Origin of the sequence: Pseudoalteromonas sp. SR45-1, from assembly GCF_014163655.1 — a bacterium.
GTDB lineage: Bacteria > Pseudomonadota > Gammaproteobacteria > Enterobacterales > Alteromonadaceae > Pseudoalteromonas > Pseudoalteromonas distincta.
In genome coordinates this window covers 293,047-308,823 of record NZ_JACJDR010000002.1, presented here as the reverse complement: position 1 = coordinate 308,823, position 15,777 = coordinate 293,047, and the positions used below count along the sequence as shown (strand labels likewise).

General features: G+C 37.1%; 17 protein-coding genes and 1 riboswitch. Of the genes, 4 read left to right on the top strand and 13 right to left on the bottom strand.

Features of this window, described 5'->3' with window-relative positions; all coding sequences use genetic code 11:
* Window positions 1–26: 26 nt before the first annotated feature.
* Entirely contained in the window at window positions 27–563 is a 537-nt protein-coding gene (gene msrA, locus H5089_RS03835; RefSeq protein ID WP_182711514.1) for a peptide-methionine (S)-S-oxide reductase MsrA, read from the top strand.
* 90 nt (window positions 564–653) lie between these two features.
* On the opposite strand, the gene H5089_RS03830 is transcribed toward msrA, so the two are convergent.
* From H5089_RS03830 to H5089_RS03820, 3 genes are all read right to left on the bottom strand, one after another.
* Complete coding sequence (locus H5089_RS03830) at window positions 654–2,480, bottom strand: TonB-dependent receptor domain-containing protein (RefSeq protein ID WP_182711513.1); 1,827 nt, start codon at window positions 2,478–2,480, stop codon at window positions 654–656.
* A 36-nt stretch (window positions 2,481–2,516) separates the two neighbouring features.
* Window positions 2,517–2,701: riboswitch (cobalamin riboswitch) on the bottom strand.
* 54 nt (window positions 2,702–2,755) lie between these two features.
* Window positions 2,756–3,550 carry a hypothetical protein gene (locus H5089_RS03825; protein ID WP_024595949.1) on the bottom strand — a complete coding sequence of 265 codons (795 nt, stop codon included), beginning with the start codon at window positions 3,548–3,550 and terminating at the stop codon, window positions 2,756–2,758.
* A 188-nt stretch (window positions 3,551–3,738) separates the two neighbouring features.
* Window positions 3,739–4,221: a YajQ family cyclic di-GMP-binding protein gene (locus H5089_RS03820; protein WP_002958753.1), complete on the bottom strand. Its 483-nt coding sequence runs from the start codon at window positions 4,219–4,221 to the stop codon at window positions 3,739–3,741.
* A gap of 152 nt (window positions 4,222–4,373) precedes the next feature.
* On the opposite strand from H5089_RS03820, the gene H5089_RS03815 reads away from it, so the two are divergent.
* Window positions 4,374–4,727: a VanZ family protein gene (locus H5089_RS03815; protein WP_002958754.1), complete on the top strand. Its 354-nt coding sequence runs from the start codon at window positions 4,374–4,376 to the stop codon at window positions 4,725–4,727.
* On the top strand, window positions 4,720–5,622 hold the full coding sequence (locus H5089_RS03810; protein WP_182711512.1) for a ketopantoate reductase family protein: 903 nt from the start codon (window positions 4,720–4,722) through the stop codon (window positions 5,620–5,622). The genes H5089_RS03815 and H5089_RS03810 overlap by 8 nt, the downstream gene beginning before the upstream one ends.
* Before the next feature lie 25 nt (window positions 5,623–5,647).
* Here H5089_RS03810 and thiI read toward each other — a convergent pair whose 3' ends face one another.
* Window positions 5,648–7,105 (bottom strand): tRNA uracil 4-sulfurtransferase ThiI, encoded by a 1,458-nt coding sequence (gene thiI, locus H5089_RS03805; protein ID WP_149602230.1) that lies wholly within the window; start codon window positions 7,103–7,105, stop codon window positions 5,648–5,650.
* 97 nt (window positions 7,106–7,202) lie between these two features.
* Window positions 7,203–7,856: a TetR/AcrR family transcriptional regulator gene (locus H5089_RS03800; RefSeq protein WP_002958757.1), complete on the bottom strand. Its 654-nt coding sequence runs from the start codon at window positions 7,854–7,856 to the stop codon at window positions 7,203–7,205.
* Between the two features lie 198 nt (window positions 7,857–8,054).
* Between H5089_RS03800 and coaD the strand changes: the two genes are divergently transcribed.
* Window positions 8,055–8,546, top strand: coding sequence for a pantetheine-phosphate adenylyltransferase (gene coaD, locus H5089_RS03795; RefSeq protein ID WP_182711511.1), 492 nt, complete (start codon window positions 8,055–8,057; stop codon window positions 8,544–8,546).
* A gap of 35 nt (window positions 8,547–8,581) precedes the next feature.
* On the opposite strand, the gene H5089_RS03790 is transcribed toward coaD, so the two are convergent.
* The 8 genes from H5089_RS03790 to H5089_RS03760 form a co-directional block, all read right to left on the bottom strand.
* A complete protein-coding gene (locus H5089_RS03790) occupies window positions 8,582–9,088 on the bottom strand; it encodes a hypothetical protein (RefSeq protein ID WP_182711510.1) in 507 nt (168 codons plus the stop codon).
* Window positions 9,089–9,190: 102 nt separating this feature from the next.
* Complete coding sequence (locus H5089_RS03785) at window positions 9,191–9,703, bottom strand: hypothetical protein (RefSeq protein ID WP_182711509.1); 513 nt, start codon at window positions 9,701–9,703, stop codon at window positions 9,191–9,193.
* Window positions 9,704–9,708: 5 nt separating this feature from the next.
* Window positions 9,709–10,212, bottom strand: a complete 504-nt coding sequence (locus H5089_RS03780) for a hypothetical protein (protein ID WP_182711508.1) — start codon at window positions 10,210–10,212, stop codon at window positions 9,709–9,711.
* Between the two features lie 505 nt (window positions 10,213–10,717).
* Window positions 10,718–11,251 carry a hypothetical protein gene (locus H5089_RS20220; protein ID WP_259396038.1) on the bottom strand — a complete coding sequence of 178 codons (534 nt, stop codon included), beginning with the start codon at window positions 11,249–11,251 and terminating at the stop codon, window positions 10,718–10,720.
* 16 nt (window positions 11,252–11,267) lie between these two features.
* The gene (locus H5089_RS03775) at window positions 11,268–11,468 is read right to left on the bottom strand and encodes a hypothetical protein (protein ID WP_182711507.1); all 201 of its coding nucleotides are present in this window, start codon (window positions 11,466–11,468) and stop codon (window positions 11,268–11,270) included.
* Window positions 11,469–11,727: 259 nt separating this feature from the next.
* Window positions 11,728–13,593 carry an argininosuccinate lyase gene (argH, locus tag H5089_RS03770; protein WP_182711506.1) on the bottom strand — a complete coding sequence of 622 codons (1,866 nt, stop codon included), beginning with the start codon at window positions 13,591–13,593 and terminating at the stop codon, window positions 11,728–11,730.
* Between the two features lie 51 nt (window positions 13,594–13,644).
* Window positions 13,645–14,847 (bottom strand): argininosuccinate synthase, encoded by a 1,203-nt coding sequence (locus H5089_RS03765; protein ID WP_154903484.1) that lies wholly within the window; start codon window positions 14,845–14,847, stop codon window positions 13,645–13,647.
* Window positions 14,844–15,776 (bottom strand): ornithine carbamoyltransferase, encoded by a 933-nt coding sequence (locus H5089_RS03760; protein WP_002958764.1) that lies wholly within the window; start codon window positions 15,774–15,776, stop codon window positions 14,844–14,846. The genes H5089_RS03765 and H5089_RS03760 overlap by 4 nt, the downstream gene beginning before the upstream one ends.
* Window position 15,777 lies beyond the last annotated feature (1 nt).

Below are 15,777 nucleotides of genomic sequence, written 5' to 3'. Positions count from 1 at the left end.
ACCCCATATACATTTTAGGAATACTTATGAGCTCAACAACGCAAGTAGCAACATTTGGTGGCGGCTGTTTTTGGTGTATAGATGCTGCATTTAGACGTGTAAATGGCGTACTAACCGTAAGCTCTGGCTACACCGGTGGTGAAACAAATAACCCAACATATGATTCTGTATGCTCAGGCACAACCGGTCACGCTGAGGTTGTTAAAATTGAATTTGACGCGACTGTAGTTAGCTTTGAAACACTCTTAGCAATGTTTTTCACACTGCATGATGCAACACAATTGAATCGCCAAGGTAACGATATAGGCACACAATATAGAAGTGTGGTTTACTATCACGATGAAGCTCAACTTAAGCAAACCAACGAAATGATAGCTCAACTGCAAAGCCATGTCGCTGAGCCAATTGTGACAGAAGTCAGCCCTGCCACTACGTATTATCCAGCAGAGCATTATCATCAAGATTACTATAACGAAAACCCACAGCAGGGTTACTGTAGTATTTTAATAGCACCTAAATTACATAAGTTTGAAACCGTATTTAAAGAGTTCTTAACTGACTAGCTAATTTGAGCAGTTAAATTGATTAGTTAAACTTAGCTAAACATTAAAAAGCCCGACATATGTCGGGCTTTTTAATATTAATAAATACCGTTAAAACTGGTAGCTTGCGCCTGCAAAAAAGCGACGCTCTGGCGTGTTGTAGTAATACACTTCACCCGTTGTAAAATCAGTGTTTGAATCAACAGCGTTATATTCTTTATCAAATAAGTTTTCTACACGAAGTGAAACTTCAATATGTTCATTTACTTGATAATTACCCGCTAGGTTCCAGAGTGTATAAGAGCCTAAGCGCGTCACAGCACCTTGTCGGTCGCTACGGTATTGCATGTCTAAGCTTGCATCAAAAGCACCAAACTGTTTTGCAAGTTCCCAGTTAAAAGTACGTTTAGCAACATTACGCAACTCTGCGCCCGTTTCTTCGTCTTCAGCGCTTAAATAAGCAAAGTTAAGGTTGCTATCAAAACCAAAAAACTGCTGAGATAAGCTAAATTCAACCCCTTCGTAACGTGCTTCATCGATATTAGCCAATGCAAAGTTTGCATCGTAATCAATCTTATCTTCTATATCGTTTCTAAATATTGCAATATCAACTTGCGCGATATCAAAATCTACACTCAAACCTAACTCACGGTTTACTGATTTTTCAGGTTGTAAATCAGGGTTACCATAAAGTGGATAATATAAATCGTTAAATGTAGGAGCTTTAAAGCCAGTACTTTGGCTTATACGAAATGTTGCATCTTCAGATAAATGATAACCTGCAGCGGCTGTATACGTTGTTTCGTCGCCAAATTGCTCATCATCATCTTGGCGAACAGTTAAATTAGCCAGTACTTTATCTGCATCATAGTAAGCACCTACAAACACAGCAAGTACATCGCGGCTGTCTTCAACAAATGGTTGCGAACTATGCGACACATCATCGTTGTACCAATTAATACCACCACTAATGTTAAGTTCATTAGATAACAGGTACTGGCCGTTATAATCAATTTGTGCGCGTTTAGTTATAAAGGTACTTGTTGTTGGCCCAACTGAAAAATCGACATATGTATTGTCTGAATCATCTGTTGAAAGCGCTAAATCAATACTATGCGTTTGGTTAGTGTAGTTTTTGCTCCAACCTGCAGAAAGTTGATAGTTTTTAAAGTCATCTCGTTCAATCGTACTATCTGCTGGGCTAAAGCTACTGTCGTAATCTGCATAACCTTCACTGTATTGGCCTAATAACTTAAAGTCGCCGTAATGTGCATCGGTGTAGTTTACTTTAAACCCAAGGTTTTTATTTTCATAGCCATCTTCATCAGGTGCTACGCCTTGCAGTACATCAAAGTTATCTGTTTTTTCAAAGCCTGCGTTAAATGCTGTTGTTATATCATCTGATTTTACAGAACCTGCAACTTGATAATTTTGATAAGAGTCAGAACCAAATGTAGCGCTTAGGGATAAGTTATCTGACTCACGCGTAATAATATTAATAACACCAGCGAGTGCATCAGAGCCATAAACAGCCGCGCGAGAGCCTTTAATAATTTCTATGCGTTCAATACTATTTAAAGGGACATTATTTAGTGCTTTTTGACCAAGTGTTGCTGAGCCTGTACGTACACCGTCAATTAAAATCAACGTATCGCCAGAGCCTGTACCACGAAGTGACACACCTGTATTTTGACCAAAACCACCGTTTGGATTAACTTGAAAACCCACTCGCGTGCTTAAAAGTGTAGGTAAATCGCGTACGTTACTAGCTTCTATTTCAGCACGTTCAATAACATTTACACTCGCTAAAACGTCGTTAATTGATTGCTCAAACTTATTAGCTGTAACGGTTATTTTTTCAATTGATTGCTCTGCACCAGACACAGAAAATGAAAGCGCAGCAGAAATTGCAACGCCTAGAGTTGTTTTGTTTAACATGAGATCCCCTACCTTTGCCCACCGCAAAGATTTAAGTAAGTAAGATTGCATCAAGGCCGGTCTCCGGACTCAGTAAGCACATAAAAACATGCAATACTCTACCGTTGCGGGGGCAGTGTTGGGCTTGTAGTCATCATGAAAACGCACCAACTTCCCGATTATCCTGCTAAAAAAATCATTACATGAAGTGGCTAGCAAGCACCTTGAAAATATGCCGTCATTGTGAGCATTTTGTTTACAAATGTCAATGGACGTCTATATAGCTAAAAGCTATTTCAGTTCAGTGCTGTATTATTATAGCTTGAAGGAATACCGTACTTATCAAGTAGCTTCTGAAGTTGCATTTGTGTAGTAGGTAAATTTAATATTTCATCCATTTTGCGACTAGATATTTTATTTGATTGTGAGTTAATCAAAAAATGTGTTTCATACACTGCATCTGGTACGTCACTCTTAAATAGTAAATCCATATTTAAGATATTCTGCTTTTTAAAATACTGATAAGCAATACTGTTTAAAACCCCGACTTCAGCGCGCCTTAATAGCAGCATTTTAACTACATTGAATTCATCGATTGTAAGGCTTACCTGGTGCTCTTCTCTCAAGTATTCGGCATTTGTATTAAATCCTGCAAATTGATACGAGTACCCTAAAACCCCAACTTTGGTTAATTTGTCCAGATTGTCAAAATAAGTTTGTTCTGATGCATTCTCTTTGAGTGTATAAAGCTCGTTTTTGGTGATGGTATAAAATTCAGTTTTTTCAATGTTTTTCTGCGTTGTTTTTGGCAGCCATTGCATTGCCATTAAAAATAAAACGTCGAAGTTATTTTTTTCAACAGACAAAGTAAGCCTTTTTACAGGTAAAGAAATAAGTATAAAGTTAAATTCCTCCTGTGCGTCGTTTAAAATATTAATAAACTCAGGAGCAAAGCCCTGCTTTTTTTGCGCGTTAATAATAATCGGAAAGTAGCCATCTTCGACCAATACATCAATATCAACTGGCTTTGATAAGCTTGGCTTGGTAAATATAAGCAAAACAAATAACAGAAATAATTGATGGGGTCTCATTTTAATACCTTCTAGAGTGAAATTTTTATTATATTCAATTAAATATAATAGCTTAAATATCAAAAGGTGGATTAATACATGCAGAACTACGAGAGGATAAGGTGGGAAAGTTGTAAAAAATTAAGTAGCTTTAATCTGTCTGCAAATATAGACAAATTAAAGCATTTTTATTAAAAACAGTTTATAAATTAGTCGCGAAAGTTTTTAAACTGAAAAGGCTGACCTAAATCGGCACTGCGTACTACCTGCATTGCCTCTTGAAGATCGTCACGCTTTTTACCTGTCACACGCACTTCTTCGCCTTGAATAGCGGCTTGTACTTTAACTTTTGAATCTTTAATGGCTTTAACCACTTTTTTGGCCATGTCTTTTTCGATACCTTGTTTTAACCCAACGTTACGAAATACATTTTTTCCTGCACGGCTAATATCTTGAAGTTCTAAACTAGCTACATCCATACCGCGCTTTGAAATTTTTCCCGCTAAAATATCGAACAACTGCATAACTTGAGAGTCAGCTTCTGCTTTAAGCTTAATTGTTTTATCGTTTAGCTCAATAGATGCATCAACGCCCCTAAAATCAAAGCGAGTCTCTAGTTCACGGTTTGCGTTATCAACCGCATTTTTAGCTTCGTTCATTTCTACTTCAGATACAATATCAAATGAAGGCATTAGTATACTCCTAACTATTTAATCTTAATTTTATGTGGCAATTATAACGCTAAAATTATAAATCTTTACATTTTTCTGCATCTTGTTCAGGTGCGATACTAAATTAGTTTGATATACTTGCGCCTCTTTTTTAAGCGATTTTAGGATTTGTCGTGACAAGGCGTGTTTATCAAGCAGTTTTTTTAATCAGCATAGTGGCTTTCACCTTTTTATTTGCTAAAGAAATAAAAGGTGGCGTTGTAAATTTATTCCCTCATGTTGATAAAGTCGCCCATTTTGGGATTTTTTTTATATTAGCCATAATAATGGATAAGGCTTTTAAGCTTCCTTTATATGCTCAAATACTCTTATTAGCAGGCTATGGCGCCTCGATAGAAATAATGCAAGACGCACTACCTTATAGGCAAGCATCACTTGGTGATTTTTTTGCTGATTTTGCAGGTGCTGCAAGCTACTTTTTACTTAGAGTAATTTTTACACCTCGAAAAAAGAACCCACATGGCTAATATTTTAATCGTTGGCGATGGCGCTATTGGCTTATTGCTGAGCCACTTTTTGAGCGCATCGCATAATGTCAGTGTTTTAACTCGTAAAAACCCAACAAACACCCGCTTTTACAGCAGAGGTAAGGGTGCATCAAAAAAAATTGACGCTAAATTTATTTCATTAAATCAGCTAGATAAAGCAACTGAATTTGATGTAATTTTATTTACCGTTAAAGCTTTTCAAGTGCTTGATGCGTTTTCTCAAATAAAGCCATTTTTACCAACACATTGCTCTGTTGTACTTTCGCACAATGGAATGGGCAACGCTGATGAGATAAATAACCAACTAAACACCCATCAAGCACTCTACTTTTTAACGACAAGCATAGCGGGCTTTAAATCAAACCAATATATTGTGCAACACACAGGTGAAGGACAAAGCGTTATTGGTGGCTGTAATGAGCTTGCACTTCAAAATAGTGCGCCAATAGCTGATATTTTTAAAGTAATACCCAACCTAAAGTTTACTAATAACATTCAGCAGCTTCGTTTTGAAAAGCTACTCGTCAATATTGCCATTAATCCATTAAGCGCTTTAAGTAATGTAAAAAATGGCGAATTACGTGCACCTAAGTACAATACAATAATTTTTAATGCACTCACTGAAGCATGCAATATTGCAAAGGCTCAAGGGCTTAATATCCCATTAATTAAAGCTCTCAATACCGCTTATAAAATAATGGAGTTAACCGCAAATAATTACTCATCAATGCAGCAAGATATAGCTCACAATAGAGAAACTGAAATATCAGCTATATGTGGCTATATTAGCCAACAAGGTAAACTTCACAGTATTCCAACGCCTTACAACGATGAGTTGTTAGTCAAAATTCAGGCAAAAAAAAGCGTGGTATAAACCACGCTTATATAAGCTTTTAACTTTACGGGCGATAAACTTTTACAGTTTCGAAGCCCTGTTCGTGCAGCATAAGTGCCTGTAGTTGGCTCATTACGCCTCTGTCACAATATAAATAGTAGTCAGTGTCTTTTGGTAAATCACCAAACTTAGTAGCCAAACGGAAGAACGGCAAATGCACCACTTCAACACCATCGATTGCAAGCGGTGCAGCTTCTTCTTCTTCTGGTGAGCGAATATCAATTACTACAGAGCCTGCAGGTAAATCAGCAACCGACTCAGCCTCTTTTAGCTCTTGCTTGGCTTCTACGTCAATATCGCGTACATCCATTATGCGCGCGTTATTTACTACTGTATCTAGCACATCAAAATCGAACTTTTCTTCTTCGGCTTCTATTACTTCAATTTTGGCTTTAACTGTCGGCTTTTTAGAAATAACACCACAATATTCAGGCATCGTTTCAGCCATTTCAGCTGTACCAATTTGGCGAGCAAGATTAATAATTTCTTGTTTATCATTTTGAATTAGCGGGCGTAAAATAAGCGTTTCGGTAACACGGTCAATCACGCTTAAGTTCGCTAATGTTTGACTAGATACTTGGCCAATACTTTCACCAGTAACAAGCGCCTGAATGTTTAACTTTTCAGCCACTACACTTCCTGCTCGCATCATCATACGTTTAAGTACAACACCCATTTGGCTGTTTTCAACGTTTTCTAGAATTTCAGCAACAACAGGTTCAAAATCAACTGTTATAAATTTCACTTTATGTGTTGAGCTGTATTTTTTCCATAAAAAATAGCTCGCTTGCTTAACACCAATCTCGTGCGCTGCGCCACCTAAATTAAAGAATAAAAAGTGCGTACGTGCGCCTTTACGAATCATTTGGTAACTTGCTACGCCAGAGTCAAAACCACCCGACATAAGCGAAAGCACGTCTTCTTGCGTTGGTAGTGGAAAGCCCGCCATACCAAAATGCGTTTGCGAAACAATGTAAGCTTTATCGTCTTTTACTTCTAAGCGTATTGTTACTTCTGGACGGCTAAGCTTTACGCTTGCGCCTTCAATATGTTGATTTAGCCCACCACCAACATAACGCTCTAAATCAGTCGAGGTAAAGTCGTGCTGGCCTATACGCTTAGCACGCACACAAAAGGTTTTACCCACAATTGTGTGACCCACTAACGCTATTGTTTTTTGATAGATGTCATCAAGAGTTTCAAATTGCGTTTCAGTTACTTCAATAAACTGAACGATACCAGGTATGCGTTTAAGGCTGTCGATAAAATCAAGGCGAACTTGTGCATCTTCAAGCTTTGTAACAACTGAAATATTATCCCAGTTATTTCTTACTTGTACTTTTTCGTCAAGACGTCGCAATACAATTTTAATGTTATTTTCTAACACTTTAGTAAAGCGTTTACGGACCGAACGGCTTTTGATGGCTATTTCAGGATGTAGTTTGACGATAAATTTAAGCATAGTTCACTCTTAGACTGCGGGAATTCGCGCTCCCAGGCATTTGGCGCGCGATTATAGCAAAAAATTCAGCGTCTAGGAAACAACCAAAGGGCAACGGCTAAACAACAGTTGGGGCTTGTTGCGCTAACTCAGTGTATTTTTCGCGTAATAGGTTCATTTTATCAATACTTTTATCGGTACTGTACGCTCTAAATAATGTAAGTACTTTTAAAATACCGTGATATATATCTTGCTCAGCAAGGGTACCGCTTGGCCTACGAGCCTTAATATAAGGCGTCCAAAAACTAACAGTTAACTTTAGTGTATGGGCTAAATCAATGACATCTTGCTCATCAATAGCAATCATTTCACTATCGCGAAGACCTAGAATAATTTTACGAACTTGCTCTAATAACTCTAACTGAAAATCAATGTAAGCTTGTTTTAGCTCAGTGTCTCTGGCGAGTATATCGCCAAGATTGTCGTAAAAAAAATGGTAACGCCACATCAATTCAAATAACGAATCTAAATAAGCCGTTAAATGATTAAATGCATCATCATCTTTATTAATAGGTTTAAAGTGAGTATTTAAATGATCGCGATACAGCGCAAAAATATGACGGATAATGTCTTCTTTATTTTTAAAATGATAATAAAGATTACCCGGGCTCATCCCTAAGTTTGATGCAATATGATTTGTCGTTATTGCACGCTCACCATTTTCGTTAAACAACAAAATACTGGTGTGTATTATTTTATCCTTGGTATTCATATGCTAATACTCAAATTATCTATAGGCTACATTACACTCAAAAGAGGTAAACAGTATAAACAAATATGAATCATTAAAACACTCCCACCATGGACTGACCTGTTCAAAGAAAGTAAGTGTTTATATGCTTTATTAGCTAGGCTGCTTTGTGGCATAAACACTGTTAAACTAGCGCTAAAATCATAAATAGTGAACATTATGAAAGTTATTGCAATTTACCCGGGCACCTTTGATCCACTAACCAATGGTCATACAGATCTTATTCAACGTGCAGCTAAAATGTTTGATACTGTATTAGTTGCGGTTGCGAACAACCCAAGTAAAAAACCCTGCTTTAACCTTGAAGAACGTGTTGAACTTGCAAACTCTATTTTAAGTCACTTAGATAATGTTAAGGTCATTGGTTTTTCTGGCTTATTGGCTGACCTTGCGCGCGATCACAATGCTAATGTGCTTATTCGTGGTATTAGGGCTGTATCTGATTTTGACTATGAATTTCAATTAGCTAACATGAACCGCCGCCTGAATCCTGATTTAGAAAGTGTATTTTTAACACCCGCAGAGCGAAATTCATTTATTTCATCAACGCTTGTTAAAGAAGTAGCACGTCACAATGGTGATGTAAGCGAGTTTGTAGACCCTGTAATTGTCAAAGCGCTAAAAATTAAATTGGGCTGTGGTACCAGTTAATAATAAATAAGGCCTGTTAGCACTGAAAACCATTACTAATAGGTCCTTTTATTAAACACTTTATTTAGCTTTCCTTCTAACCAAGCAAGTTTTAAAACATCTTTACCTATAAAGAAAACTAAAACCATGGTCAAATCTGTAAAATTTATACCTACTATGTACACCCACCAGAACCACCAAAATTCATAATGGTGCATAACATCATTATCTATATACATTGCAAAAAATAGTAAGGTGTTTATACCTAAACCAAATAATAAATAAATGTATACACCGCTAATTCTTATAAAAAAACCAGATAAAATAATAACAAATAGAGTAATACTATCGAATAAGAAAAAATCGAAGTAAGTTATCGAATCCATATCAATAAAAATACTAGAAGAGTAAGAAAGTGCCATGATGAAAGATAGCCAAACAATGCTTTTATCTGCGTTATTTATAGAGCTTACTAAAGAATATAGAAAAGCCATCAAAAAGCCCCACTGTACAAAAGCACCTATATAAAAAGAGATATTTGTATTTAAAAGTAGCTCAATCATCTTACCCCAACACTATATAAACCGTTATTGTACCGCTTAACATATAACGGCAACATAAAAAATGCACAAAATCACTCTTCTTTTAAGTTGAGCTTTACTGCCTCAGCGATCTAAACTTAACCTTCTAACACACCTTAAAAGCTTGTTTAAGCCTAAAACATCCTTATTGATGATTAATACCAATGCCATTGTAAAGTCGACAAAATACATTCCAAAAATATAAACTGTCCAAAACCACCAATAGTAAAGAGTACCTGCAATTTCAATATCGTAATGCATACCTAAAAATAAACATGCATTAATAAAAAGCCCTACAATTAAATAGTCAAAAGCAATTGGTACTAATTTTTTATATATAAATCGCCAAAGTATCAGGGCGCTAATAGTAGCAAGATCATAATAGAAGTAATTTAGGTGAGGATTTTCAATCAGTGGATCCATAAAAAGACTAGATATATATGAAACCATCATTATAAATGAAAGATGCGCTCTACTTTTATCATTTTTATTAATACTCGCTGATAGGTTATATAAAAATGCGATTAGGAAAAACCATGTAAATAGTATTGCTACGTTATATCCTAAATCTACCAGACCCCAAAGTATATCAGCCACTACTTCTATTCCTTTTTCATAATACTATTGTGGAACCATATTTTAATTGCAGCTAAAGCTAAAAAATCTTTGTTTATAAAAAATATAGCTACCATTATGAAATCAGCAGCGTTAACCCCTATTACGTAAGCATTCCAAAGCCACCAGTAGCTTGTATTATTTGATATATAGATGTCGTAATGCATGAGAAAATGTAAAGCTGAGTTTACAGCTAAGCCAGTAATGATATATAGATAGGTAATACCACCATGCCAGAGCCGCCTAAGGGAAATAATAACTAGGAGAGTTAAAATATCGGAAAACAAAAAATCTAGATAAGTTACCGTATCCAGATTTGTAAATATACTAAATGAATATGAAATACTCATAACCAAAGACAAATACACTCTTTCTTTATTAGGCTTATTAATCGAATGAGCAAGGGAGTACAAAAAGGCCATAAGGAATCCCCATTGTACAAATGCACCTATGTACAAAGAAACTGTTGGGCTAATTATGAGTTCACTCATTATTCTTAAGATTTTTTTTATTCAAATTAATAATTTTTAAAGGCGACATTTTTATAAGATTTTTATTAAGTATTAGCGAGAGCATCATCAATACATCTATTAAAGTACTCCCAACAGAATAAAAACTCCAATACCACCACTCATCTAAGTGGTAAAGAATATATAGATCGTAATGCATTACTGATGCGAGGAGGCTATTAATGAATAAGCCTATCAGAATAAAATTGGCACTTGGGCAACATTTAATAAAGTCAATTTTTATAAAAAAGAGTATCGCTACTATGGTAAGAAAATCATATAAAATCCAATCTAAATAAGGAGCATTCAATATAGTAAAGTATCCACTTAAAAAATATGAACACAACATAATGCTTGATGTAATGAGAAGGGATTTATTTTTAATATTGACACTAGATACTAAGCAGTACAAAAAGGCCATTAAAAAGCCCCATTGTGTAAAAGCATTTATATAATCCAGAAAAGCACCAGTTAAGTACATTTTAAACTAGGTTACTTTATGGGTATCGTTTGACTTGAAGTAGCTGAGAATTTTGTTCTTTAATTTATGAAGACCGAGGAAATCTCTATCAATAATTAATGCGACTATCATAATTAAGTCCATTAAATTAACTGCGTATGTATAAACATCCCAAAAAAACCATCGTTCCATATTTCCGAATATATACATATCTAAATACATACAAAAAAAGAAAATCGAATTTATAGACAATCCAACAATTAAATACAAAAAAGAAGGTGTTGTTTTTTCGGTTATTTTATATATGCATATTAACGCTAAAATAGTAGAAATATCATACAAAGCCCAATCCAAGTATATTGAGTTTTTAATAGAAAGCCATGTATAGAAGTAGTCAGATAAGGTATAAGATATCATCATAATAAATGAACTGAGCAGAAGAGTTGTACCTCTTTTTACATCTAATGAGTATACAAACACATTAAAAAAGAAAGTCATCAGAAATCCCCACATCGTAAAAGCAGACAGTGAGAACAACCCAAAAAGCTCAGTTAGAATCATTTAAAACCTTAAATTATTACTTTGGTCTGACAGGCATTACACTGCCCCCGCCACGTTGTAAGCTATCACTACTTGCTGCAGCAATAGCCTCTTGAGAAATGCTTACTGTATCAGATTGCAGGGTTTTAGGGCTAGCAGTTTGTTCCATTGCAGGCTTTAATTGTTGTGTTTTGTTGTATGCTTGCATTTGTAATTGGCTATTAGCTGAAACTTGCATGTGATTGATCCTTGTAAAAGTTTTAATTATATTTGGTGCAACTTTTAACCACATTATTATGTAGATAAATGCATTACCTGTTTTAAGCAGTGATAGCTATTTTGCTACCTATCTTATACATAGCAATCAATGTGCCAACTTTTTTTGACACATTAAAATTCACTCAAAAAATATAACCCAACCAAACAACTCCGACCAGTTTACTGCAAATATAAAAAAACGCACAGGGATAACCGTACGTTTTTTGTATCCAGGGAGTTTAAGCTACGTATTTACACGGGATCTCCGCACGTGTACTTAGCTTCAAAATATATTCCATTGCTACTTCGTCACAATTTTCTTTACGAAGGCAAAGTTCACAATCTTTCATTACTTTTTCAGGCAAAGAGTCTTTGCTACAAAAAGTAAAACGTTGTTGTTCAAAAAAATCGGGTACACGGGTCAATACAATAACTCGGTTAAGTGCCAATTTTTTGGCTTTAGCAAGTAGGTGCTCTACAAGCTGTCTACCCTGCCCCGTCACTTTACTTTTTGGGTCTATACCCAATGAGCGTATTTCAGCAAGGCCGGTATCGTAAATGTATAACGATGCACAGCCCGACACTTTTCCATTTATTTCAGTAACTGCAAACTCGTTAATAGAGTGCACCATATCGCTTTTTGCACGAGGTAAGTTTTCGCCTACCGTTGCCCAATGCTGTATAAGTGTGGCTATTGCCTCTACATCATCTAAATTTGCATCACGTACCGTTATTTGCTGTTTTTTTTTGGCTTCTTTAACAGCATTAGTTACTTGCTCAATAGACGTCCCACCAAGCGCTTGACGCGCTTTTATACACGCATCAATTTTAAGTACTGGGTAAACATCGTCTTCAAATACAGTGTTTACTGATTTGTACTGCTCAAGTGATAGCTCCTCAAGCGTTTTACCTTCGCTAATCGCAAGCTGTACAAGTACACCCACAATGTGATGCCCTTCTCTAAATGGCACACCTTTAGCAACTAAGTAATCAGCAAGCTCGGTGGCATTAGCGTGGCCGCCTTTTGCCGCTGCTAACGTTTTATCGCCATTTACTTTTACGCCTTTAATACATGCTTGCGCCATATGAATACATGCAAGCCATGTTGGCATAGCGTCAAACAGGCCTTCTTTGTCTTCTTGCATATCTTTATTGTATGCAAGTGGCAGTGCCTTTAATGTCATCATCATAGCGCTAAATGCACCAAATACACGTCCGGTTTTACCGCGAATAAGCTCGAGTGCATCAGGATTTTTTTTCTGAGGCATGAGCGATGAGCCTGACGTGACGTTATCAGCAAGCTCTATAAATCCGGCTTCACCCGAATTATAAAAAATCAGATCTTCAGACATACGAGATAAGTGAATCATCGAAATAGACGCACAACTTAAAAGATCTAACACGAAGTCACGATCAGATACGCCATCAAGGCTATTTTTTGTAGCCGCTGTAAAACCTAATCCGTGGGCTAATGCTTGGCGATCAATCGGATAAGCTGTACCTGCTAATGCACCACTGCCTAATGGGCAAAAATTCATGCGCGCTTTAGCATCTTGCAGGCGGCTTTCATCGCGCTCTAGCATTTCTACATACGCCATACACCAGTGGCTAAACAATACTGGTTGTGCGCGCTGTAAATGCGTGTAACCTGGCAATATTGTGCCAAGCTCTCGCTCTGCAAGCGCTACAAATTCGCCTTTTAGCTGTGCAATGGCATCTAGTAAATGATCGGCTGTATCACGGCACCATAGTCTAAAATCGGTGGCAACTTGGTCATTACGGCTTCGGCCTGTATGTAATTTTTTAGCTAAATCACCTACTTTTTCAATTAGAGCAGCTTCAACATGTGAATGAATGTCTTCTGCACCTGAAGTAGCAACTGATTGTGGATCAGCTTTAACTTCTTCAAGTAGCTCATTTAATGCAGCAACTAATTTTGTATGCTCATCACTTGAAAGTACATTTACCTGTTCAAGTGCACCAGCCCATGCCACAGAGCCAATAATATCTTGCTCTGCTAACTGGTAGTCAAAGGGAAGAGAGTCGTTAAATTGCTTAAACGCCTCATCTGGACCCGTAGAAAAACGTCCGCCCCATAATGCCATGAAATCTCTCCAAACCCTGTAGTGCCCCTTTTATAAGGGGCTATAAATAATTTACTTTTTAGCCAATGCTGAAATTCTGCTTGAAAGCGAGAATAAACGAATAAAGCCTTCAGCGTGTGACTGGTCATATACATCATCTTCGCCAAATGTAGCAAATGCTTCGCTGTATAAGCTATTTGGTGATTGCTTTTGAACCGCAGTTACTTGACCTTTATATAGCTTAAGTACCACTTCACCTGTTGCCACTTTAGAAAGTGCTTCTGCACCGGCTAAAATAGAATCTTTAAGTGGTGTAAACCAACGTCCGTCGTACACTAAATGTGAAAATTCACCACCTAGTACTTCTTTCCATTTACGGCTCGCTTTATCAAGCACTAGCTCGTCAATGGCTTGAAGCGCAGCCATAATTACTGTGCCACCTGGTGTTTCATAACAACCGCGTGACTTCATACCTACTAAACGGTTTTCTACAATATCAACACGTCCAACGCCATGAGGCGATGCAATATCGTTTAATTTAACTAAACAGTCATATGGTTTAAGTTCTTCGCCATTTACAGCAACCACTTCGCCTTCAACAACTTTTAAAGTTACTAGTTCTGCCTTATCTGGTGCTTGCTCTGGAGAGTTAGTCCAAGTCCATACTTGCTCAGTTGGTTGGCACCATGGATCTTCAAGCTCACCACCTTCGTGCGAAATATGCCAAGCGTTAGCATCACGGCTATAAATTTTTGTAGCAGATGCTGAACACGGAATGTCACGCTCTGCTAAGTAATCAAGTAATGATTCACGACTCGATAAGTCCCACTCACGCCATGGCGCAATTACTTTTAAATCTGGAGCAAGGGCTGCAAAACATGATTCAAAACGAACTTGGTCATTACCTTTACCAGTACAACCATGAGAAAGTGCATCAGCACCTACTTTACGTGCAATTTCAACTTGTGCTTTAGCAATAATAGGACGCGCCATAGACGTACCTAGTAAATAAGTACCTTCGTAAATCGAGCCCGTTTTAAGTGTTGGATAAATGTAATCACTTACCATTTCATCTTTTAAATCAACTACGTAACATTCTGAAGCACCTGAAGCGATTGCTTTAGCTTCTACGCCTTCAAGTTCTTCTGCGCCTTGACCTACATCCGCTACAAACGCAACAACTTCACAACCGTAGTTTTCTTTTAACCATGGCACGATAGCCGATGTATCAAGACCACCTGAATAGGCTAAAACGACTTTTTTAATTGAACTCATAGGTGTTCCTTAACAAAATTTGGATTTAGTAATGTAACTAACAAAGCATTTTGCGCGTGCATGCGATTCTCTGCTTGTTGAATAATTTTCGATGCTGGACCATCCATTACCTCAGAGGTAATTTCAAATTCACGGTGTGCCGGTTGGCAATGTAATACCGTAGTTGCACCGGTTTGATCTAGCAATGCCTGATTTAATTGATAAGGCATATATTTTTCTTTAACTTGCTCAAGCGGTGTTGTATCACCCATTGATACCCATGTATCTGCATATACAACGTTTGCACCAACAGCCGCTTCAACACGGTCACTTACCATCACTGATGCGCCATTCATTGCCGCTATTTGCTCTGCCTTTTTAAGGATTTGCGAATCAGGCGAGCTGCCTTTTGGCGTTACAGCAACAAAATCAGTGCCAAGCGTTGCCGCTAAAAGCATTAATGAATGAGTTACATTGTTGCCCTCACCTAAGTAAGCCACTTTAAGCTCGCTCACATCGCCGTGAACTTCTTGAAGCGTTAAAAAATCAGCAAGCGCTTGGCATGGGTGGTATAAATCACACAAACTATTTACTACCGGTACTGATGCGTATTCACCTAATGTAGTTAATGTGCTGTGCTGATTTACGCGCGCAACAATACCATCGGCCCAAGTAGAAATATTAAGTGCGAAATCTTTAATTGATTCACGTGCACCCATAGCGCCATTTTGCTGATCTAAATAAACTGCATGGCCACCAAGGCGGTTAATACCTATATCAAACGATAAGCGAGTACGTAAACTTTGTTTTTCAAACAATGTTACGATTGATTTTCCCGCTAATACATTGCTGTATTTTTCTGGTTTTGCTTTTATATCTTGCGCTAACTTTAATAAATTAAGTGCGCCTTCTTGGTCTAACTCTAAACCCGTTAAAAAATTCTCAAACATA